Below are 19,039 nucleotides of genomic sequence, written 5' to 3'. Positions count from 1 at the left end.
CGACCCGCGCCCGCCGCACCGCTGTACGTGAACGACCCGCAGTACGTGAACGACCCGCGCACCCAGCAGCCGCCTCGGCGCCGGAGCCCCAGGGACGGGGCCCGGCGCCGGACCCCATGTCGAGGAGCCGCTCGTGACCACGCCCGCCACCGCCGCCGCATCCGCCGCGCCCACCGTTCCCGTCCTGGTCGAGCCGACCAAGGTCAGGGCGGCCGACGGTTCCGTACGGGAGGTCTCCGTGCCGCCGTTCGCCCCGGCCGTCCGGCGGGGCTCGCTCGCCGAGATCCCCTTCGACAACGCCCGGGAAGCCCCGTCCGAGCCGGTCCTCAGCCGTAAGCAGGACGACGGCAGCTGGCAGGACGTGGCCGCCTCAGCGTTCGCCGCCGAGGTCCAGGCCGTCGCGAAGGGGCTGATCGCGGAGGGCCTCCGGGCCGGTGACCGGATCGCGATCATGGCCCGTACGACCTACGAGTGGACGCTCCTCGACTTCGCGTCCTGGGCGGCCGGGCTGGTCACCGTGCCCGTCTACCCCACCTCGTCGGCGTTCCAGACGCGCTGGATCCTCCAGGACTCCGGAGCCGCCGCCTGCGCGGTCGAGACCAAGGAGCAGGGCCGGCTGGTCAGCCAGGAGCGGCAGCAGCTCGGGGATCTCACGCATCTGTGGCAGTTCGACACCGGGGCGATAGGCCGGCTGAAGGCGGCCGGCAAGGACATACCCGACGCGGCGGTCGCCGAGCGGCGCGGCGCCCTGGAACCCGACAGCCCCGCCACCCTCATCTACACCTCCGGCACCACGGGCCGCCCCAAGGGCTGCGTCCTGACCCACGGGAACTTCTTCGCCGAGGTCGACAACGCCATCGAGCTGCTCCACCCGGTCTTCAAGTCGGTCTCGAAGGACCCCGCCTCCACGCTCCTCTTCCTCCCGCTCTCCCATGTCTTCGGCCGGATGGTGGCCATCGGCTGCATGCGCGCCCGGGTGCGGCTGGGACACGCGCCGTCCATCCGGACCGAGGACCTGCTCGCGGACCTGGCGGGCTTCAGGCCGACGTTCCTGCTGGCCATCCCGTACGTCCTGGAGAAGGTCTTCAACACCGGCCGGGCCACCGCCGAGAAGATGGGCCGCGCCTCCTCCTTCGACCGCGCCGCCCGTATCGCTCGGCGTTACGGCGAGGCCGTCGAGGCCTCCGAGCACGGCACGGGCCCCGGCCCCGGCCTGGGACTCCGCGCCGCCCGTGCCCTCTACGACCCGCTGGTCTACCGCCGCATCCGGGCGGCCCTGGGCGGCCGCGTCCGGTACGCGATCTGCGGCGGCTCCCCGCTCGGGCGCAGGCTCGCGGCCTTCTACGCGGGGGCCGGCATCCAGATCTTCGAGGGCTACGGCCTGACCGAGACCACGGCCGCCGCCACGGTCACCCCGCCCCTCAAGCCCCGCCTCGGCACGGTGGGCTGGCCGCTGCCGGGCACCGCCGTGCGGATCGCGGACGACGGCGAGGTGCTGCTCGGCGGGGGCCAGGTCTTCGGGGGCTACTGGGACACCGAGCGCGGCGCCGCCGTCCCGTATCTGGAGGACGGCTGGTTCCCGACGGGTGACCTGGGCGCCCTGGACGAGGACGGCTACCTCACGATCACCGGCCGCAAGAAGGACATCATCATCACGTCCGGCGGCAAGAACGTCACCCCGGCCCCGCTGGAGGACTGGCTGCGCGCCCACCCGCTGGTCAGCCAGTGCATGGTCGTGGGGGACAACCGGTCGTTCATCAGCGCCCTGATCACCCTGGAGCCGGACGGCCTCGCGCACTGGCGCCGGATGCGGAAGAAGGAGGACGTCCCCCTGCGCGACCTCGTCCACGACGAGGAGCTGCGCACCGCTCTCCAGCGCGCGGTCGACGAGGCCAACCGGCTGGTCTCGCGCGCCGAGTCGATCCGGAAGTTCACCGTCCTGCCCAAGGACTTCACCGAGGAGAGCGGTCACCTCACCCCGTCGCTGAAGCTCAAGCGGGACGCGATCACACGGGACTTCGACGCGGAGATCGAGGAGCTCTACCGCAAGCCGTGATCAGGGTCCGCCCAGGGGCGGCGGGAAATTTTTGAACCCGCACAAAGTGGACAGGGGTGCGATTCCCGTACGCTTCCCGGCCACATTCCGGTGCATTGATTGCAAGGCTGTGTTCACTTCATGCCTTCGATGCATTGACCCAACTGCCGTACGACCGTGGTGATTCAAGGGTGAGACATCGGAGTCTCACCCTCCGGATATGGAAACCGCAGCGCATAGCGTCCTCCCCATGACTCAGCTGGACGCACGGCCACGGGCCGGAGAGACGGCACGGGGAAGCGCCCCGGCCGACGGCGGCGTACGCGAGAAGGGGCTCGGCGGGAACTCCGTCGGCCTGATGGGCAGCGCCGTCCTCGGCATCTCCACCGTCGCCCCGGTGTACTGCCTGACCTCGACCCTCGGCTCCACCGCCGGTGAGGTCGGCGTGCAGATGCCCGCCGTGTTCCTGGCCGGGTTCCTCCCGATGCTGCTGGTCGCCTTCGCGTACCGGGAGCTCAACAAGGCCGTGCCGGACTGCGGCACCTCGTTCACCTGGACGGTGAAGGCCTTCGGGCCGCGGCTGGGCTGGATGTGCGGCTGGGGTCTGGTGATCGCCACGATCATCGTCCTGTCGAACCTCGCGGGCGTCGCCACCTCCTACTTCTGGCTGCTGGCCGGCGAGCTCTCCGGCAGCGACGCGGTCGCCTCCCTGGACGACAGCAAGCCGGTCCACATCCTCACGTGCCTCCTCCTGATCGCCGTCGCGACGGCGATCAGCTACCGGGGGATGACGGCCACCAAGGGGCTCCAGTACACCCTCGTGGCCCTCCAGCTCGTGGTCCTCGCGGTGTTCGTGGCGATGGCGGTGCAGAAGGCGGGCAGCGGCGACTTCGCCGCGACCTCGACGGACTTCTCCTGGTCCTGGCTGAACCCGTTCGCCGTCCGGTCCTTCGCCGCCTTCACGGCCGGGCTGTCCCTCTCGATCTTCATGTTCTGGGGCTGGGACACCTGTCTCACCGCCAACGAGGAGACCACCGGCGCCGAGAAGACGCCCGGCCGCGCCGCCCTCATCGCGATGGTGGTGCTGGTCGGCTCCTACCTCGCCACCGGCATCGCCGCCCAGATGGCCGTCGGCACCGGCGGCTCGGGGCTCGGCCTCGCCAACCCGGACACCTCCGACAACGTCTTCGCCGCACTGGCGGGACCGGTCATGGGCCCCGGCCTCGGCATCCTGCTCTTCGTGGCGGTGCTGGCCTCCGCGGCCGCGAGCCTCCAGACCACCTTCATCCCGGTGGCGCGCACGGTCCTGGCGATGGCCGCGTACGAGGCGCTGCCCGCCTCCTACGCCAAGGTCCACCCGAAGTTCCGTACGCCCGGAAGGGCCACGGCCGTCGCGGGCGTCGCGACCGGCGTGTTCTACACGGTGATGACCCTGGTCAGCGAACACGTCCTGGTGGACACCATCTACGCGCTCGGGCTGATGATCTGCTTCTACTACGCGCTGACGGCCTTCGCCTGCGCCTGGTACTTCCGCGCGGAACTCACCCGGTCCGTCCGCGACCTCGTCTTCAAGGGCCTGTTCCCCGTGGTGGGCGGCATCCTGCTCACGGCGGTCTTCGGCAAGACCCTGTACGACATGTGGGACCCGGCGTACGGCTCCGGGTCGTCCGTCCTCGGCGTCGGCTCCGTCTTCGTCATCGGTGTCGGGCTGCTGCTGCTCGGCGTGGTGCTGATGGAGGCCATGCGCCGCCGCGGCCCGGCGTTCTTCCGCGGTGAGGTGCTGACGAAGGAGACCCCGGCGTTCGTGGTGGACGACTGAGGACCGCCGGTCAGCCGGCGCGCCAGTAACCCAGCGCGTTCACCCGCTCCTTGGGGACGGCCAGCTCCTTGCGGGCGTACGAGGCGAGGGTCCGGGTCGTCGCCGTGTCGCAGGCGATCCAGACGTACGCGTCCGAGGCGTCCTCGCCGAGCAGGCCGGGCAGGGCGGCCTTCACCTCGGAGACCAGGTGCGCGCCCGCGTCCCGGCGCGGGACGGTGTGCAGGGTGTGGTGGTCCGCGTCCAGCCGGAACGGCGGCTTCCCGTCCGGGGCGTGCGACGGGCCTGAGGCCGGCGCGGCGTCCGCGGTCTCGTACCAGATCGTCGCCGGGGTGCCGGGGAGTGCGTCCAGCAGCGAGTTGACCGCGGGCAGCGACGCCGCGTCCCCCACCAGGAAGAGCCGTGCGGGCCGTGGTTCGGGCAGGGTGAAGCGGGTGCCCTGGAGCGTCGCGTCGATCGTGTCGCCCGGCCGCGCGGTGCGGGCCCAGTCGCTCGCGGTCCCGTCGTGGAGGGCGAATTCCAGGGCGAAGGTCCCGGTGTCCGGGTCGGGGTCGACCAGGGTGTAGCCCCGCTGGTGCGGCTTGCCGTCCCGCTCGAACCAGAGCCTGACCCACATGGTCGGATGCGCGCCGCCCGTGGCCGCGAGCAGGCCGTCGTCGGTGACCGTCACCCGCCGGAAGTCCTCGGTGACCTGTTCCGCTCCGGTGACGGTGAACGTGAAGTCCCGCCCCCGGAAGAGCTTGAGGACGACGCCCTCCCAGCCGTGACCCATGAAGGCCTCCCGTGTGCTCCGGAGTGGAATGAAACTTAGGCTAACCTAACTTTTGCCTTCCGGGTGGTGCAGCAAGGGAGTTACGGCGGAAACGTGCGACGGTCGCCGGTGAGTGGGCCCGGTGGCGCGGTCCACCGCATACCGTGGGCCCTCACGGACGACGACGGAGGTGCCTCGCATGCGGATCGCCACAACGATCTTCCTCACCGACCGGACGATCACACCGGTCAGGCTCGCGCGGGAGCTGGAGCAGCGGGGGTTCGCCGGGCTGTATCTGCCCGAGCACACCCACATCCCCGTGAGCCGGGAGTCCCCGTACCCGGCGGGCGGTGAGCTGCCGGACGAGTACGGCCGCACCCTCGACCCGTTCGTCGCCCTGGGGCAGGCCGCCGCCGTCACCGAGCGGCTGGCCCTCGGCACCGGCATCACGCTGATCGCCCAGCACGACCCCATCGACCTGGCGAAGCAGGCCGCCACGCTCGACCACCTCTCCGGCGGCCGGTTCACGCTCGGCATCGGCTACGGCTGGAATGTGGAGGAGGCCGCCGACCACGGGGTGGAGTGGTCGACCCGGCGCGCGCTGGGCAGTGAGCGGCTGGCGCTGATGCGCGCCCTGTGGGCCGACGAACCGACAGCGTACGACGGTGAGTTCGCCTCCGTCCGGGCGAGCCACGCCTACCCGAAGCCGGTGCAGCGGCCGCGCGGCCCGGTGATCGGCCCGCGCACCCTGATCGGCGGGGCGGCGGGGCCGAAGCTGTTCGCGCGGATCGCGCGTGAGGCGGACGGCTGGCTCCCGATCGGCGGGCGGGGCCTCTCGGAGTCCGTGCCGAAGCTGCGTGCCGCCTGGGAGGAGGCGGGCCGCGACCCGGAGCAGCTCCATGTGGTGCCGTACGCCGTCCAGCCCTCCCCGGGGAAGCTGGCGCACTTCGCGGAGCTGGGCATCGAGGAAGTCGTCGCGCAACTGCCCCCGGCCGGTGAGGCGGAGGTGCTGCGCGCGCTGGACGCGTACGCCGCGTTTTTGTGAGGGAACCGTGTCCGGTCACCCGCCGGAGGTGATCCTTCGATGCAACCATCAACGCTAAAATCGCATCTATCACCTCCGGACATCGATGGTGCGGCCCGTGTGCGTGTGTGCTCGGCTGCCTGGGAGCGGGAGCACGATGAACAGGCCGTTGCGGCACATAGCCGTCTTCTGTGGGCTGCTGATGCTGGCCCTGCTGATCCGGACCAACTGGCTCCAGTACGCCAAGAGCCAGGAGCTGGCCACCCATGAGCACAACCGGCGGGTGAAGATAACCCAGTTCGCCACCCCGCGCGGTGACATCATCGTGGGCGGCAAGGCGATCACGGGGTCGAAGGAGGTCGAGGGGACCGACTTCAAGTACCAGCGCACCTTCAAGCAGGGCCCGATGTACGCGCCCGTCACCGGGTACGCCTCCCAGGCGCAGGGCATGTCCCTCCTGGAGAAGACGTACGACAGCGTCCTCAGCGGTCAGGACGAGCGCTTCGCCTTCCAGAACGCCAAGGGCATCCTCACCGGTGAGGAGCGGCGCGGCGGCGATGTGATCACCACGATCGACCCGAAGGCGCAGGAGGCGGGGTACAAGGGCCTGACCGACCTCGACGCGCGGGGTGCGGTCGTCGCCCTCGAACCGACGACGGGCAAGGTCCTCGCCCTGGTCTCGACGCCCTCGTACGACCCCTCGGTCTTCGCCGGCAACTCCTTCAAGGAGGGCGACAAGTTCCAGGCGCTGGTCGACGAGAAGGGCAAGCCGCTGGCCAACCGCCCGCTGCGCGAGACCTTCCCGCCCGGTTCCACCTTCAAGATCCTCACGGCCGCCGCGGCGCTGGAGCACGGTGTCGTCACGGACGTCGACGCCCACACCGACGCGATCTCCCCCTACCAGCTGCCGCAGTCGTCCAGCACGATCAGCAGCGAGGCCGGCGACGCGACGTGCAGCAAGGCGTCGATGAAGACGGCCATGCAGTACTCCTGCAACAACGTCTTCCTGGACGCCGCCCTGAAGGTGGGCGACAAGGGGATGCGGGAGACGGCCGAGAAGTTCGGCTTCAACGAGGACGTCTACTCGGAGGCGTTCGGCGACATGCTCGCCACCAAGAGCCTCTACCCCCAGGAGCTCGACAAGCCCGGCACCGCCCTCACCGGCATGGGCCAGGGCAGCCTCACGAGCACCCCGATGCAGATGGCGATGGTCACCGCAGCCCTCGCCAACGACGGCAAGCTGATGCAGCCGTACATCGTCGACGAGCTGAGGGGCCCGGACCTGTCGACCCTGGAGAAGCACGAGCCGCAGCTCAAGAGCCAGGCCGTCTCGGAGGAGACGGCGAAGAAGGTCCAGGAGATGATGGAGTTCACCGCCAGGGAGGGCAGCGCGAAGCGCGCCCTGATCGACGGTGTGACGGTGGGCGGCAAGACGGGTACGGCTCAGCGCGGCAACGACGTGAGCAAGGAAGTCCCGTACGGCTGGTTCGTCTCGTACGGCAAGAAGGCCGACGGCCGGTCGGTGGCGGTCGCGGTGTTCATCGACCCGACGGCCATGGACATCTCCCGCTCGGACATCTCGGGTGGTGGCCTGGGCGGCCCGATCGCCAGGGAAGTCATGAAGGCGGTGCTCGGCAAGTAGGCCGGGCTCCGGACGCAGCACGGCCCCCGCCCGGGGCGAATCGCCGGGCGGGGGCCGTGGTGCGTCACGCCGGGGCGGTGATCTCCGCCGGCGCGGGCCCGGTGCTCTCCGCGCGGCCTCCGGCCAGGCGCAGGGTCACGACGGTGGTGAGGCCCGCCAGCAGGCCCCAGGTCAGGGCCGCCGGGACGTGGCCGCCCAGGGCACCGGTGAGGTACTGCCAGCCCCACCGCAGGCCCGCGTCGGCTCCGGTCACCGCGAACTGGAACAGCTGGGAGGCCAGGAGTCCGACGACGGTCGCGCAGACCCCGCCGACCGCCATCGCCGGCACGGTGGCCCGGGTCAGCAGGACGGGCAGCAGCCGCAGGGCCCACCACACGACGGCGAGCAGCAGCGCGTCGGCGAGGCGGTACAGGAGCCAGTGGCCGAGGAAGCCGTCCGTCGGCGCGTTCCAGCCGCCGAGCAGCAGCCATGCGCGCAGCAGGTCGCCCGGCTCGGAGAGCAGCCGGCCGGACAGGGAGACCGTCTGGATGGACGCGGCCACGGACTGGTAGGAGAGGACCACCAGGGACACCGCGACCACGGCGGTCCCGGCGGTCGCCGCCAGGCGGGCGGCCCGTACGGGAACGGCCCCCAGCGGCAGCGGGCCCGCACCCTTGGCGGTGATCCGGGCGGCGAGCACGGTGACCACCGCCGCGACGAGCGCGGCCACCGCGACGATCTGCTGCCCGGAGGACGCCATGCCGGCCAGCTGCGGCAGGAACCGGTGACTGCCCTGCCCGGTCGAGGCGATCAGCCACGGCGCGGAGACGGCCGACGCCAGCATGCCGGCCACCATGCCCCAGGCCCACACCGCCGCCAGCGCCACCGGCATCCGGCGGTTCACCGGAGGCAGTCTGCGGACCAGGAGCAGCGCGCCCGGCACGAAGAAGGCGAAGACCGCGGCGAACCGGATCTGCATGCCCGTCCGGTGCAGCGAGAGATAGCGGCCGGGGTCGGCCGAGGCCGGGTCCCCGATGTCCCCCAGCGCCCCGGTGCCGAACCGCACGGAGTCCGGGGGATCGTACGACCACGGCGAGAGCCAGCTCTGGAGGTCGGCGACCAGCCGGCCCCCGAGCGTGTTCGCCGCGCCCTGGAGGTGCAGCGCGTCCACGCTCGCCCCCGCCCACCACAGCAGCGCCGTGAGCAGCAGTCCTCCGGCCAGTGCCGGTATCGCCGCGCGTCTGTATGTCATGTGCCGCCCCGCCCCCATGTGATCGCACCCCGCGATTCCCCTGATCGGAGGGAGATTACGGGCTGTCGATCACATGGAGATCACGGTGGCGGTCACGGCCGCCCGGAAGTCGCGGTCCGTACGCGGGCGTTGTGCCTCTTCGGCTCCCGCCGCCCGCGCGGGATTCACGCCCGGGGGAGCGCGGCCTCGATCCGGTCCAGGTGTGCGGCCAGGAGCTCTTCGAACGCGGCAGGGCGGTCCGCGCCGAGAGGGTGGATGTCGCGGCCGAAACGGGCCAGCGCCGGGAAGCGGTCGGGGTCGGCGCCCAGCACCGCCACCCGGAAGAGCTCCATGCCCTGTTCGTACTCCTCGGGGGTGACGGTGCTGATCCCGGCCTCGGAGGCGATCAGGGCCGCGATGAGGACCGCGATCCGGTGGTAGCGCGTCGGGATCTCGTCGTCGGGGAGCCCCGACGAGCGCAGGGCCTGCAGGACCTCTTCCATGAGCAGCCGGGAGCCGGTGCCGCTCGACGCGTAGCGCCCCCAGGTCGCTGCGAGCTGGGGGTGCCGGCCGAACGCCTCTCTCAGGTTCAGCGCCAGGGCCGTGATGCGCTGCTTCCAGTCGCCCTCGGGACGGTAGCCGTCCATGGCCTCCAGGAGGATCCGGTCGGCGACCGCGCGCAGCAGCTCCGTCTTGCTGCGGAAGTGCCGGTAGAGGCTGGAGGAATCGGTGCCGAGCACCGCCGCGAGCTTGCGCACGCTGAACGAATCGGCGTCGCTCGTGCGCAGCAACTCCGCGGCCGCGTCCAGGATCTCCTCGGTCGACCAGCGCCTTCTGCCTGCCATGTTCACCCCTCGCGTCGGCATCAGCCTAACGTATGCACTTGGTGTTGCACGCACCGCGTGCATAATGGGTGCAAGAGCGCCGGGCGGCCTGGCAGTGGGCCGTCGGTGGGCCGTGCAACACGAGAGGACGCATGTCGTGAGGAACGCGCTGGACACCGCAGAGCTCAACGCCGCCATCGAGAACGTCATCCACGCCGGGATGCCGGGCCTCTTCGCCGAGGTGCGCCACGGTGACCAGGTCTGGCGGGGCGCCGCCGGGGTCGCCGACGTCGCCACGGGCCGTCCCGTCACCGCCGGCCTGAGGCACCGCGTCGGCAGCGTCACCAAGACCTTCACCGCGGCAGCGGTCCTGCGGCAGGCCGAGAGCGGCCGGGTCGACCTCGACGCGCCGGTCGGCCGCTACCTCCCCGAGCTGGTTCCCGGGGAGAGAGGGGAGGCGATCACGGTGCGGATGCTGCTCGACCACACCAGCGGCCTCGCCGAGTACCTCCCGTACGCCTACCCCTCCCTCAAGGGGTTCCCCGTCGTCGCGGACACCCGGCCCCAGAGCCTGGACGACCACCGGTTCACCCGGTTCCACTCCGCCGACCTGATCGGGATGGGGGTCACCGCACCCGCCGTCGGCACCCCGGGCGGCACTCCCGGGGTGTACTCCAACACCAACTACCTGCTCCTCGGTGAACTGCTGGAGCGGGTGAGCGGCACCACGGCCGAGCAGTGCATCACCCGGGACGTCATCGAGCGCGCCGGGCTCCGGGACACCGGCTTCCCCACCGGCACCCAGGTCGACGGGCCCCACGCGAAGATCTACGAGGCGTGGTTCGGCATGATCGACCCGCCCCGCGACTACAGCGTCTACGACATGTCGTTCGTGGGGCCGACGGCCTCGCTCATATCGACCGTCGCGGACCTCAACCGCTTCTACCGCCTGTTGCTCGCCGGGCAGATCGTCGGCCCGTCGTCGCTGGAGCAGATGCGGCGCACCGGCCCGGTCGTCTCCCAGGAGGGGCGGATCATCGAGTACGGCCTCGGCCTGCACCCGATGGAGGGCCCCGGCCAGGGCGCCTTCTGGGGGCATGGCGGGACGGTCTGGGGCGGTGGAACGCTGGCCATGACCTCCGAGGGCGGCGAGCGGCAGATGGCCGTCGCGGTGAACTTGCAGAGGTGGAACAGGCTCGATTCCTCGGGCCGTCCGCAGCCCCATCCCCTCGACGGCGCGCTCGCGGACCTCTACCGCGTGGCGCTGTACGGCTGACCGGACCGAGCCGTGGGTCAGCGGTGGGTGGCGGACACCGCCGCGTGCGCCTCGGCCCGCAGGGCCTCGGCCTCGCGCTGCTCGCTCGCCCAGGCGACATGCCCGTCGGGGCGGACGAGCGCGGCACGCACGGTCGACCAGGCGGGGCGCGGGTCGGGCTCGGACACGGCGTGCGTGACGAGGTGCGGGGCGGGAGACGGTGCCTGGGTACCGGTGAAGTGCAGGAGGACATGGCGGCCGGAGCGGAGCAGGGTGAAGAGGGTGCTTCCGTCCGTGAGCCGGAGGTCGGGAGCGCGGTCGCCGGTCAGGGGGTGGAGGGGAGCCGGGGGCGCGTAGGTGACGGCCAGCCCGGAGAGGCGTTCGGCCAGGCTGCGGGAGAACTCGGGCACGGTGGCGATGAGTTGGCCGAGCAGGGTGCGCAGGTCCTGGCCCTCCGCCGCGTGGGCGTTCATCAGCGCCGTCTGGGCCCGGGTGCTGAGCAGCAGGTCGGCGCCGACCGGGTGGCGTTCGTCGTGATAGCTGTCCAGGAGTCCCCCGGGGGCCGTACCCGCCACCGCCCGGGCCAGCTTCCAGCCGAGGTTGGTGGCGTCCTGGAAGCTGACGTTGAGGCCGACGCCACCGGCGGGGTAGTGCATGTGCGCGGCGTCACCCGCGAGCAGGACACGGCCCTTGCGGTACGCGGCGGCCTGCCGGGTGGCGTTGCCGAAGCGGGAGAGCCAGCTCGGGTCGCGCATGCCGAAGTCGGTGCTGGCGATCCGGGTCACCTTGGCGCGCAGCGCGTCGAGGGTCAGCTCGCCGGGGTGGTCGGCGCCGTTGCTGTCGGGGTCGCCGCCGACGATCCGGTGCACGCCGCCCGGCATCGGGACGACCATGACACCGCCCGCCGGGCCCGACGCGGCGTACACCGCGCCCTCGGGCGGGGCGTCCAGGACGACATCGCCGAGCCAGCCCCAGGTCGTGGCGTCGGTGCCGGGGAACGCGATGCCGGCGGCCTCGCGCACGGTGCTCCGGGTGCCGTCGCAGCCGACGAGGTACGCGGCGCGCAGGGTGTACGGGCCCTCGGGGCCGGCCGCTTCCACGGTCACCCCGTCCTCGTCCTGGACGAGACCGGTGACCCGGTGCCCGCGCCGCAGGTCGGCGCCCGACGCCACCGCGTGCGCCTCCAGCAGCTCCTCGGTACGGACCTGGGGCAGGGCGAGCGTGAAGGGGTACGGGGTGTCGAGGGCACCGAAGTCCATCCGCTCGTCCAGCCCGCCGAAGTGACCGCTGGGGATGCGCCTCCCCTCGGCGAGGAAGGGCTCCGCCATGCCCCGGAAGGCCAGGATCTCCAGCGTGCGGGGGTGCAGGGTGAGGGCCTTCGAGTGGGGGTCGCGCTCCTCGCGCACCTCCAGGACGGTGACGGGGGTCCCGGCCAGACGCAGCTCGGCGGCCAGCCACAGGCCGGTCGGCCCGCCTCCCGCGATGACGACGTGTTCCATGAACGCTGCTCCTCTGACTCTTGGCCGACATCTCTTGGCCGACATCTCTTGGTCGGTGACCAAGAGCGGTGGGGTTCAGTAGACTAGGTCGGTGACCAAGAAGCAAGTGCGGGCGGAGGCGTCCGCGCCGGGACAGACGCGGCTCGGCCCCGACGCCGTGGTGCGCGCGGGGCTGGAGCTGCTGGACGAGAAGGGCGCGGACGGGCTCTCGATCCGGGGCATCGCCGACCGTCTCGGCGTACGGATGAACACCGTGCTCTGGCACGCCAAGACCAAGGCGCGCCTGCTGGAGCTGATGGCCGACGCGATCCTGGCCGAGGTCCCGGTGGACGGGCTGCCCGAGCCGTGGGAGCCACGCGTCCGCGAGCTGTTCCACCGCTACCGCCGCGCCCTGCTCGCCCACCGCGACGGGGCCAGGATCGTGGCCGGCACGTACGCCGCCGAGCCCGCCACCCTCCGCTTCGCCGAGCTGCTGGTCGAGGCGCTGCTGGCCGGCGGGCTGCCGGAGCGCGAGGCGGTCTGGACGTGCTGGGCCCTGGTCTACTTCACCCTCGGGCTGGCCCAGGAGGAGCAGGCGCTGCCGGACGCGCGGGGCCCGGCGTTCGCCCGGCGGCTGGGGGCGGGGGACTACCCGTCACTCTCCCGGGCCGCCGAGCACTTCGAGGACACCTCCTTCGACGAGCGCTTCGACTACGGGATCTCCCGCATCCTCGGCCCGTGAGGGACGGCCGGGCATGCAAAGGGCCGGGCATGCGAAAGGCCGGGCATGCGAAGGGCCGGGCTCTCCACCCCTGATGGAGAACCCGGCCCGTCCCGCGGGAGACCCGAGCGGCTGTGCCGGTGGTCAGGACCGGGTCAGCGCCTGATCTCCTTGATCTTGAGCATCCGCGTGATGACCTTGTCGAGCTCGTCGTCCTCGAAGACGTTCTTCCAGTCGTCGCGGACGATCGACTCGCGGCCGTAGTCCATCGCGATCAGGCACGCGTCGGAGAACGGGTTCGACCCCTTGAGGGTGTTGGCCAGCGCGACCTGGGTGTGGCCGAGCAGCATGGCGCGGGCCGCCTTCTCCGGGACACCCACCGTGTGGACGGTCTCGTGGAGGGCCTCGGTCAGCAGGGCGCCGACCATGCAGGCGATCGTCTCGACGAGCGTCGGCTCCAGGACCGCGAGCTGCTTGACGGTCACCCAGTGCACCTCGACGACCGGGGCGTACATGGTGGAGATGACGGCCTCGGCCAGCTCCTGGGCGGCCGGGTCGGGGGAATCGGAACCGGGCTCGAAGGAGGCGACGACCTCCTGCGGAGCCGCGATACCGCCGAAGGTGTCCGCCCACTCCTCCTTCGTGGTGCGCTCCAGGAACACCGACGGGTGGCAGGGGTGCGCGACCGCGTTGTGCACGTCCGCGCGGCGGGTCAGCAGACCGGCGTACGCGGCTGCCGGATCCAGGGTCAGCAGGATCGCGCCGGGCTTCATGACCGGGACGAGCTGCTCGGAGACCGTGCCCAGGACGACGTCCGGGACGGCGAGGATCACGACGTCGGCCTGTGCGGCGGCCGCGGCGCTGTCGGTCAGTTCGCGGCCGAGTTCGCGGATCAGCTCCTGGCCCTTGGGCGAGTTCTCGGAGAAGAGCGTGGTGAAGTCGCTCCTGACCAGGTTGTTCGAGACGCGCTGCCCCATCTTGCCCGCGGCCCCGATGACGGCGACTGTCTTGTTCCCGGTGGCCATTACGTGCTCCTCAGAAGGGTGTTGATGCTGTGCCGGGTCCACCGGTCCTCCAGGAGGGCGGTCTCCTCGAAACCGCCCTGCCAGGGGAGCCAGTGCTCCACGATCTGGTTGATGCCACGCTCGCCGGGACCGACCTTGCGGATCATGTCGTCGTAGTCGAGCAGGCCCTCGCCGAGAAGGCAGCCGGCGAAGGTGAAGCCGACCCAGCCGTCACGGCGGGAGAACGAGAAGTCCTTGACGTGGATGTTCACCACGTAGGGGGCGGTGGCGTCGACGACGTCCACCGGGCGCTCCAGCCGGGCGACGCTGTTGCCCGGGTCCAGGACCACGCCGAGGTGCGGGCTGTCCACACCGCGTACGACGGCCAGTAGGTCGTCGGTGGAGACCTGTTCGTAGGTCTCCAGGCCGAGCGTGACACCCGCCGCCGCGTACGCGGGGACGGTGTCGCGCAGGAGCGCCGTGGCCTCCGCGACGGACGGCCGGTGGTCCGCCGTGTTCAGCATCGAGCGGACCAGCGTCACGCCCAGACGCCGCGCGATGCGCAGGTAGGCGGCCAGGTGCTCCGTGCGTACGCCCCGGGTGCCCAGCTCCAGCGTGATGCCGTGTCCGGCCGCCGTGGCGCGCAGGGCGTCGAGCCGGCCGTCGTCGTACGTCTCGATGAGCGGGTAGTCGCAGATCTGGAAGACCTCGCCGCCCATCTCCCGGGTCCGCGCCAGCATCTCGTCGAGCGTGAGGGGGCGCGGGGCCCGGTCGGAGATGCGCCAGAAGAAGGCGTAGGTGCTCAGGCCGTACACGCGGCGGCCCCTTCCCGCGCCTCGTCGAGGACGCGTTCCACCGCTGCCGGGTCGTGGGCGAAGCGGCCGAGGAACAGTCCGTCGACGCTCGCGCCCAGCTCGGTCAGCAGGCCGGGGCCCGCGCTGCCGCCGTAGATCACGCGGCTGCCGGAGAGGGCCGGCCGGGTGGCGAGCCAGCCCGTCAGGGCCTCGCAGACCGCCCGGATGTGGGCGGGCGAGGCGGGGCGCGGGGCGCCGATGGCCCACTGCGGTTCGTAGGCGAGGACGACCGGGCCGAGGGGGCCTTCGTGGGCCGCCGTGGCCAGGACGCGTTCCGCCTCGGCGACCGTACGGGCGGCGGCCTCGGCAGGCGCCACCCGGTCGAGCTCGCCGACACAGAGCACGGGGGTCAGCCCGTTGCGCAGGGCGGCGGCCGTCTTGGCGGCGACGACCGTGTCGCCCTCGCCGAAGAGCCGGCGGCGCTCGGCGTGGCCGACCTCGGCGTAACGGGCACCGATCTCGTGCAGGTGCGCGCCGCTGACCTCGCCGGTGTACGGACCGGAGTCCTCGGTCGCCAGGTCCTGCGCCCCGGTCCGCACCTCCGTACCGGCGAGGATGCCGGTCACCGGGACGAGCGCGGGGAACGCGGGCAGCACGAACAGCTCGGCGGTGCCGCCGGTGACGGCCGGGTGCCGGGCGGCCAGATCCGCGATGCCGCGGGCCCAGTTGAGGGTCTCGTGGTGGCCGAAGTACATCTTCAGGCTCACCCCGACGGTGACCCGGGGGCGGTTCTGCGCGGGCATCAGGCTGCGGCTTCCTGCTGGTTCGCGTCGTTCTGGTTCTCGTAGTCGTCCATCAGCGCGACCTTGGCCGCGGACGCCGACGCCTCGTCGAAGCGGTACGTCAGCCACTCGGCGGCCAGCCGGCGGGCCAGCTCCAGGCCGACGACGCGCTGGCCGAAGGTGAGGACCTGGGCGTTGTTGGAGAGGACCGCGCGCTCGACGGAGAAGGAGTCATGGGCGGTGACGGCCCGGATCCCCTTGACCTTGTTCGCGGCGATGGCCATCCCGAGGCCCGTGCCGCAGACCAGCAGGGCGCGGTCGGCCTCGCCGCGGGCGACCATCTCGGCGGCGGCGATGGCGACCTTCGGGTAGGCCGTGTGCCCGTCCGCGTCGACCCCCACATCGGTGACGGCGGCGACGAGGCCGCTGGCCTCCAGGTCCTGCTTGAGGGCTTCCTTGTACGCGTGGCCGGCGTCGTCGGAGCCGACGACGACGCGGAGCTTCTGGGACGGCTTCTCGGACCGCTTCTCGGACATCAGTGGTTCTCCAGGGTGGGTACGAACACGCCGTGCACCGCACGGACGATCAGGGCGAGCGAGTGGGCTCCGGCGTCCGGGGTGCCGAGGCTCTTCTCCGCGTGCGGGCGGGCGCGGCCCATCCGGGGGAGCAGGTCCGCGGTGGCCTCGGCGGCGGCGGACGCGGAGTGCGCCGCCGTGTCCCAGGCGGTGGCCAGGGGCTGGCCCGCCTCGGTGGCGGACATGAGGGCGTACGAGAACGGGACGAGGACGTCGACCATCGTCTTGTCGCCGACCTCCGCCTTCCCCAGCTCCCTCACGTCCGCCGCGGCCTGGGCGACCCCTGCGGCGACCGCCGGGGCGGTGGGCCGCTCCGTGTCGCCGAGGGCGGTGCCGACCGCGCGGAGCATGACGCCCCACAGGGCGCCCGACGTGCCGCCGGCCCGGTCGGCCCAGGCGTCGGCGGCCCGGTGCAGAAGCGTTTCTGCACCGGCGCCGAGCGTCTCGGCGCGGACCGCGGCCTCGTACGCCCCGGTGGAGCCCCGCTGCATGCCGATGCCGTGGTCGCCGTCCCCGGCGACCGCGTCGATCCGGCCCAGCTCCTCGGCGTGGACATCGACGGTGTCCTTGAGGACGCGCAGGGCGGCGAGGACCGTGCGGGCCGCCGCACGGGATTCGTCGGTGGCGGGCGGGGCGGTCTCCTCGGCGGCCTCCGCCGACGGGTCCGGCACGAACAGGTCGGCCGCCTCCACCGTGCCCTTGCGGTACGCGGGGGCGTCGGCGGGGGCCGTCCACAGCGGCTCCAGCTCGTCGGTGAGCCAGCACAGGGTGAGCGAGACGCCCGCCATGTCGAAACTGGTGACCAGCTCGCCGACCTCGGGGTCGACGGCCTCCACCCCGGCCTCGGCGAGCAGTTGGGCGACCCGGCGGTAGACGACGAACAGCTCCTCGTACTTCACCGAGCCGAGGCCGTTGAGGATCACCGCGGCCCGCTGTCCGCGCGGGGAGACCACCCCTTCGGGAAGCTCGCCGAGGACGGTGGCGACCAGGAGTTCGGCCGCCTCGTCGGCGGTCGGTACGGGCCGTTCGCCCATGCCGGGCTCACCGTGGATGCCCAGACCGACGGCCATCCGGCCCTCGGGGACGCTGAACAGGGGGTGGTCGGCGCCCGGCAGGGTGCAGCCGGAGAACGCGACGCCGAAGGAGCGCGTACGGACGTTCGCCAGCTCGGCGATCCTGGTCACCTCGTCCAGCGGCTGCCCGGTCTCGGCCGCCGCCGCGGCCGTCTTGAAGACGACCAGGTCACCGGCGACACCACGGCGCTTGTGGGCCTCGTCGGGTGAGGCGCTGGACATGTCGTCCGTGACACCGAGCGTGCGGGTGGGTATGCCCTCGGCGGCCAGCAGGGAGGCCGCCTGCCCGAAGTGCAGGACGTCGCCGGCGTAGTTCCCGTACGCGAGGAGGACACCGCCACCGGTCTCGGCGGCCCGCGCCACCTGGCGCACCTGGTGGGCGGAGGGCGAGGCGAAGACGTTGCCGACCGCCGCGCCGTGGGCGAGGCCCTGGCCGACCAGCCCGGAGAAGGCCGGGTAGTGGCCGGAGCCCCCGCCGACGACCACGGCGACCTGGCCGGGGGTGGTGCGGGTGGCCCGGACCACACCGCCGGGGACCTGGCGGACCCTGCGGGGGTGGGCGGCGGCGAAGCCTTCGAGCGCTTCGTCGGCGAAGGCGGCGGGGTCGTTGGACAGGCGGGTCATCAGCGGACCTCTGCGAGGGGCCGGCCGTGGTCCGCGCCCCGGCTGTTCGACCGGTCGGCGAGCCACAGCATCAGCGCGGCGGACATGAGCATGAAGGCCCCGACGAGGAACAGCGGCAGGTAGTAGGCACCGCTGAAGTCCTTCAGCCAGCCGGTGACGTAACCGGCGGCGAAGCCGGCCACGTTGCCCGCCGTGTTGATCAGGGCGATACCGGCGGCGGCTGTCGCGCCGGTCAGGAACTGCGAGGGGACGGACCAGAAGACCGGCAGTGCGGCGAAGATCGCACAGGCGGTGACGGTGATGACGGCGACCGTGGCGGCCGGCGACCCCATGTAGAGGGCGACCGGGATGGAGATCCCGCCGACGACGGCCGGCCCCGCGATGTGCCAGGTGCGGACGCCGTGCCGGGTGGCGTGGCGGGACCAGAAGAAGAGGACGATCGCGGCCGGCAGATACGGGATGGCCGTGATCAGGGCCTTGTCCATCACGCTGAACGTCGTGCCGAACTGCTCCTGGAAGCCGTTGATGATCGTCGGCAGGAAGAACGCCAGGGCGTACAGGCCGTAGATGAAGCCGAAGTAGATGAGGGCGAGCGTCCAGACACGGCTGTTGGTGAAGGCGGCCTTCAGCGCGGCCTTGCCGTGGCCGGTCTTCTCGTCGGCGCCGGCCTTCCCCGCGTTCTCGGCGGCCAGCTCCTCGGTCAGCCAGTCCCGCTCCTCGGGGGTCAGCCACTTCGCGTCGGCCGGCTTGTCGATCAGGTAGAACCAGGCGACGACGCCCAGCAGGATCGCCGGGATGGACACCCCGAGGAACATCACGCGCCAGCCCTCGAGGCCGAAGAGCCCGTGCTGGTTGATGAACCAGCCGGCCAGCGGGGCGCCGATCACGGTGGTCAGCGGCTGCGCCAGGTAGAAGAGGCCGAGGACCTTCGTACGGTGCCGGGAGGGCACCCACTGGCTGAGGAAGAGGATCGCGCCGGGGAAGAAGCCCGCCTCGGCGACACCGAGCAGGAAGCGGAGCGTGTACAGCTGCTCGCTGTTCTGCACCCAGGTGAAGAGGAGCGCGACGACGCCCCAGCTCACCATGATCCTGGCCAGCCAGCGCCGGGCGCCGAACTTGTGCAGCGCCATGTTGCTGGGCACTTCGAGAATGATGTAGCCGATGAAGAAGACGCCCGAGGCGAAGCCGAACTGCGCCGCCGTGAGGGCGAGGTCCTGCCCCATGCCGTTGGGCTCCGCGAAGGAGACGGCCGTGCGGTCCAGATAGTTCACGAAGAACATCAGGGCCACGAAGGGGACGAGCCGGACCGAGACCTTCCTGATCGCTGATCTCTCGATCACTGAATGCGCGGTGGCGCCCATGGAGACTCCTCGCTCGCGGACCGCTCTGTCCGGGTTCCGTGTCTGCTCCGGCAGGCGAAGGCGAACCGTG

The 19,039-nt window shown here is 71.9% G+C and carries 16 protein-coding genes; 6 read left to right on the top strand and 10 right to left on the bottom strand.

Annotated features, from left to right (window positions below; translation table 11 throughout):
• The first annotated feature begins 133 nt into the window (after positions 1 to 133).
• Both JKV81_RS22740 and JKV81_RS22735 read left to right on the top strand, forming a co-directional pair.
• Positions 134 to 2,056 (top strand): AMP-dependent synthetase/ligase, encoded by a 1,923-nt coding sequence (locus JKV81_RS22740; RefSeq protein ID WP_202077509.1) that lies wholly within the window; start codon positions 134 to 136, stop codon positions 2,054 to 2,056.
• 229 nt (positions 2,057 to 2,285) lie between these two features.
• The gene (locus tag JKV81_RS22735) at positions 2,286 to 3,854 is read left to right on the top strand and encodes an APC family permease (protein WP_129264104.1); all 1,569 of its coding nucleotides are present in this window, start codon (positions 2,286 to 2,288) and stop codon (positions 3,852 to 3,854) included.
• 10 nt (positions 3,855 to 3,864) lie between these two features.
• Here JKV81_RS22735 and JKV81_RS22730 read toward each other — a convergent pair whose 3' ends face one another.
• Positions 3,865 to 4,623, bottom strand: a complete 759-nt coding sequence (locus JKV81_RS22730) for a siderophore-interacting protein (RefSeq protein ID WP_202077507.1) — start codon at positions 4,621 to 4,623, stop codon at positions 3,865 to 3,867.
• Between the two features lie 178 nt (positions 4,624 to 4,801).
• Here JKV81_RS22730 and JKV81_RS22725 point away from each other — a divergent pair, with 178 nt between their 5' ends.
• Positions 4,802 to 5,647, top strand: coding sequence for an LLM class F420-dependent oxidoreductase (locus JKV81_RS22725; protein WP_129264100.1), 846 nt, complete (start codon positions 4,802 to 4,804; stop codon positions 5,645 to 5,647).
• A 136-nt stretch (positions 5,648 to 5,783) separates the two neighbouring features.
• Positions 5,784 to 7,268 (top strand): peptidoglycan D,D-transpeptidase FtsI family protein, encoded by a 1,485-nt coding sequence (locus JKV81_RS22720; RefSeq protein ID WP_202077505.1) that lies wholly within the window; start codon positions 5,784 to 5,786, stop codon positions 7,266 to 7,268.
• 64 nt (positions 7,269 to 7,332) lie between these two features.
• On the opposite strand, the gene JKV81_RS22715 is transcribed toward JKV81_RS22720, so the two are convergent.
• Both JKV81_RS22715 and JKV81_RS22710 read right to left on the bottom strand, forming a co-directional pair.
• Positions 7,333 to 8,499: a hypothetical protein gene (locus JKV81_RS22715; RefSeq protein ID WP_202077503.1), complete on the bottom strand. Its 1,167-nt coding sequence runs from the start codon at positions 8,497 to 8,499 to the stop codon at positions 7,333 to 7,335.
• 164 nt (positions 8,500 to 8,663) lie between these two features.
• Positions 8,664 to 9,323 carry a TetR/AcrR family transcriptional regulator gene (locus JKV81_RS22710; RefSeq protein ID WP_202077501.1) on the bottom strand — a complete coding sequence of 220 codons (660 nt, stop codon included), beginning with the start codon at positions 9,321 to 9,323 and terminating at the stop codon, positions 8,664 to 8,666.
• 136 nt (positions 9,324 to 9,459) lie between these two features.
• Between JKV81_RS22710 and JKV81_RS22705 the strand changes: the two genes are divergently transcribed.
• Positions 9,460 to 10,578: a serine hydrolase domain-containing protein gene (locus tag JKV81_RS22705; RefSeq protein ID WP_307820591.1), complete on the top strand. Its 1,119-nt coding sequence runs from the start codon at positions 9,460 to 9,462 to the stop codon at positions 10,576 to 10,578.
• Between the two features lie 17 nt (positions 10,579 to 10,595).
• On the opposite strand, the gene JKV81_RS22700 is transcribed toward JKV81_RS22705, so the two are convergent.
• Positions 10,596 to 12,056 (bottom strand): FAD-dependent monooxygenase, encoded by a 1,461-nt coding sequence (locus JKV81_RS22700; protein WP_202077497.1) that lies wholly within the window; start codon positions 12,054 to 12,056, stop codon positions 10,596 to 10,598.
• A 91-nt stretch (positions 12,057 to 12,147) separates the two neighbouring features.
• Here JKV81_RS22700 and JKV81_RS22695 point away from each other — a divergent pair, with 91 nt between their 5' ends.
• Positions 12,148 to 12,777: a TetR/AcrR family transcriptional regulator C-terminal domain-containing protein gene (locus tag JKV81_RS22695; protein WP_129264090.1), complete on the top strand. Its 630-nt coding sequence runs from the start codon at positions 12,148 to 12,150 to the stop codon at positions 12,775 to 12,777.
• Positions 12,778 to 12,911: 134 nt separating this feature from the next.
• On the opposite strand, the gene JKV81_RS22690 is transcribed toward JKV81_RS22695, so the two are convergent.
• Genes JKV81_RS22690 through JKV81_RS22665 form a run of 6 tightly spaced genes read right to left on the bottom strand, consistent with a single transcriptional unit; the run spans position 12,912 to position 18,969 of the window.
• Complete coding sequence (locus tag JKV81_RS22690) at positions 12,912 to 13,781, bottom strand: phosphogluconate dehydrogenase C-terminal domain-containing protein (RefSeq protein ID WP_202077495.1); 870 nt, start codon at positions 13,779 to 13,781, stop codon at positions 12,912 to 12,914.
• Positions 13,781 to 14,575 carry a sugar phosphate isomerase/epimerase family protein gene (locus JKV81_RS22685; RefSeq protein WP_129264086.1) on the bottom strand — a complete coding sequence of 265 codons (795 nt, stop codon included), beginning with the start codon at positions 14,573 to 14,575 and terminating at the stop codon, positions 13,781 to 13,783. The genes JKV81_RS22690 and JKV81_RS22685 overlap by 1 nt, the downstream gene beginning before the upstream one ends.
• Positions 14,563 to 15,357: a triose-phosphate isomerase family protein gene (locus tag JKV81_RS22680; RefSeq protein ID WP_202077493.1), complete on the bottom strand. Its 795-nt coding sequence runs from the start codon at positions 15,355 to 15,357 to the stop codon at positions 14,563 to 14,565. Before JKV81_RS22680 ends, JKV81_RS22685 begins: the two co-directional genes overlap by 13 nt.
• Complete coding sequence (locus JKV81_RS22675; protein ID WP_202077491.1) at positions 15,357 to 15,872, bottom strand: ribose-5-phosphate isomerase; 516 nt, start codon at positions 15,870 to 15,872, stop codon at positions 15,357 to 15,359. Before JKV81_RS22675 ends, JKV81_RS22680 begins: the two co-directional genes overlap by 1 nt.
• Positions 15,872 to 17,608: a dihydroxyacetone kinase family protein gene (locus JKV81_RS22670; RefSeq protein WP_202077489.1), complete on the bottom strand. Its 1,737-nt coding sequence runs from the start codon at positions 17,606 to 17,608 to the stop codon at positions 15,872 to 15,874. The genes JKV81_RS22675 and JKV81_RS22670 overlap by 1 nt, the downstream gene beginning before the upstream one ends.
• Positions 17,608 to 18,969 carry an MFS transporter gene (locus JKV81_RS22665; RefSeq protein ID WP_202077487.1) on the bottom strand — a complete coding sequence of 454 codons (1,362 nt, stop codon included), beginning with the start codon at positions 18,967 to 18,969 and terminating at the stop codon, positions 17,608 to 17,610. Before JKV81_RS22665 ends, JKV81_RS22670 begins: the two co-directional genes overlap by 1 nt.
• Between the last annotated feature and the right edge of the window lie 70 nt (positions 18,970 to 19,039).

Origin of the sequence: Streptomyces silvae (assembly GCF_016745505.1) — a bacterium.
GTDB classification, from domain to species: Bacteria; Actinomycetota; Actinomycetes; order Streptomycetales; family Streptomycetaceae; genus Streptomyces; species Streptomyces silvae.
Note: the sequence above shows the minus strand (reverse complement) of the source record. Positions and strands in the feature narration are given on the sequence as shown.

Coding starts and splice junctions, on each gene's coding strand:
- JKV81_RS22735 (WP_129264104.1), top strand. CDS start 2,286: ATGACTCAGCTGGACGCACGGCCACGGGCCGGAGAGACGGCACGGGGA.
- JKV81_RS22730 (WP_202077507.1), bottom strand. CDS start 4,623: ATGGGTCACGGCTGGGAGGGCGTCGTCCTCAAGCTCTTCCGGGGGCGG.
- JKV81_RS22725 (WP_129264100.1), top strand. CDS start 4,802: ATGCGGATCGCCACAACGATCTTCCTCACCGACCGGACGATCACACCG.
- JKV81_RS22720 (WP_202077505.1), top strand. CDS start 5,784: ATGAACAGGCCGTTGCGGCACATAGCCGTCTTCTGTGGGCTGCTGATG.
- JKV81_RS22715 (WP_202077503.1), bottom strand. CDS start 8,499: ATGACATACAGACGCGCGGCGATACCGGCACTGGCCGGAGGACTGCTG.
- JKV81_RS22710 (WP_202077501.1), bottom strand. CDS start 9,323: ATGGCAGGCAGAAGGCGCTGGTCGACCGAGGAGATCCTGGACGCGGCC.
- JKV81_RS22700 (WP_202077497.1), bottom strand. CDS start 12,056: ATGGAACACGTCGTCATCGCGGGAGGCGGGCCGACCGGCCTGTGGCTG.
- JKV81_RS22690 (WP_202077495.1), bottom strand. CDS start 13,781: ATGGCCACCGGGAACAAGACAGTCGCCGTCATCGGGGCCGCGGGCAAG.
- JKV81_RS22680 (WP_202077493.1), bottom strand. CDS start 15,357: ATGCCCGCGCAGAACCGCCCCCGGGTCACCGTCGGGGTGAGCCTGAAG.
- JKV81_RS22675 (WP_202077491.1), bottom strand. CDS start 15,872: ATGTCCGAGAAGCGGTCCGAGAAGCCGTCCCAGAAGCTCCGCGTCGTC.
- JKV81_RS22670 (WP_202077489.1), bottom strand. CDS start 17,608: ATGACCCGCCTGTCCAACGACCCCGCCGCCTTCGCCGACGAAGCGCTC.
- JKV81_RS22665 (WP_202077487.1), bottom strand. CDS start 18,969: ATGGGCGCCACCGCGCATTCAGTGATCGAGAGATCAGCGATCAGGAAG.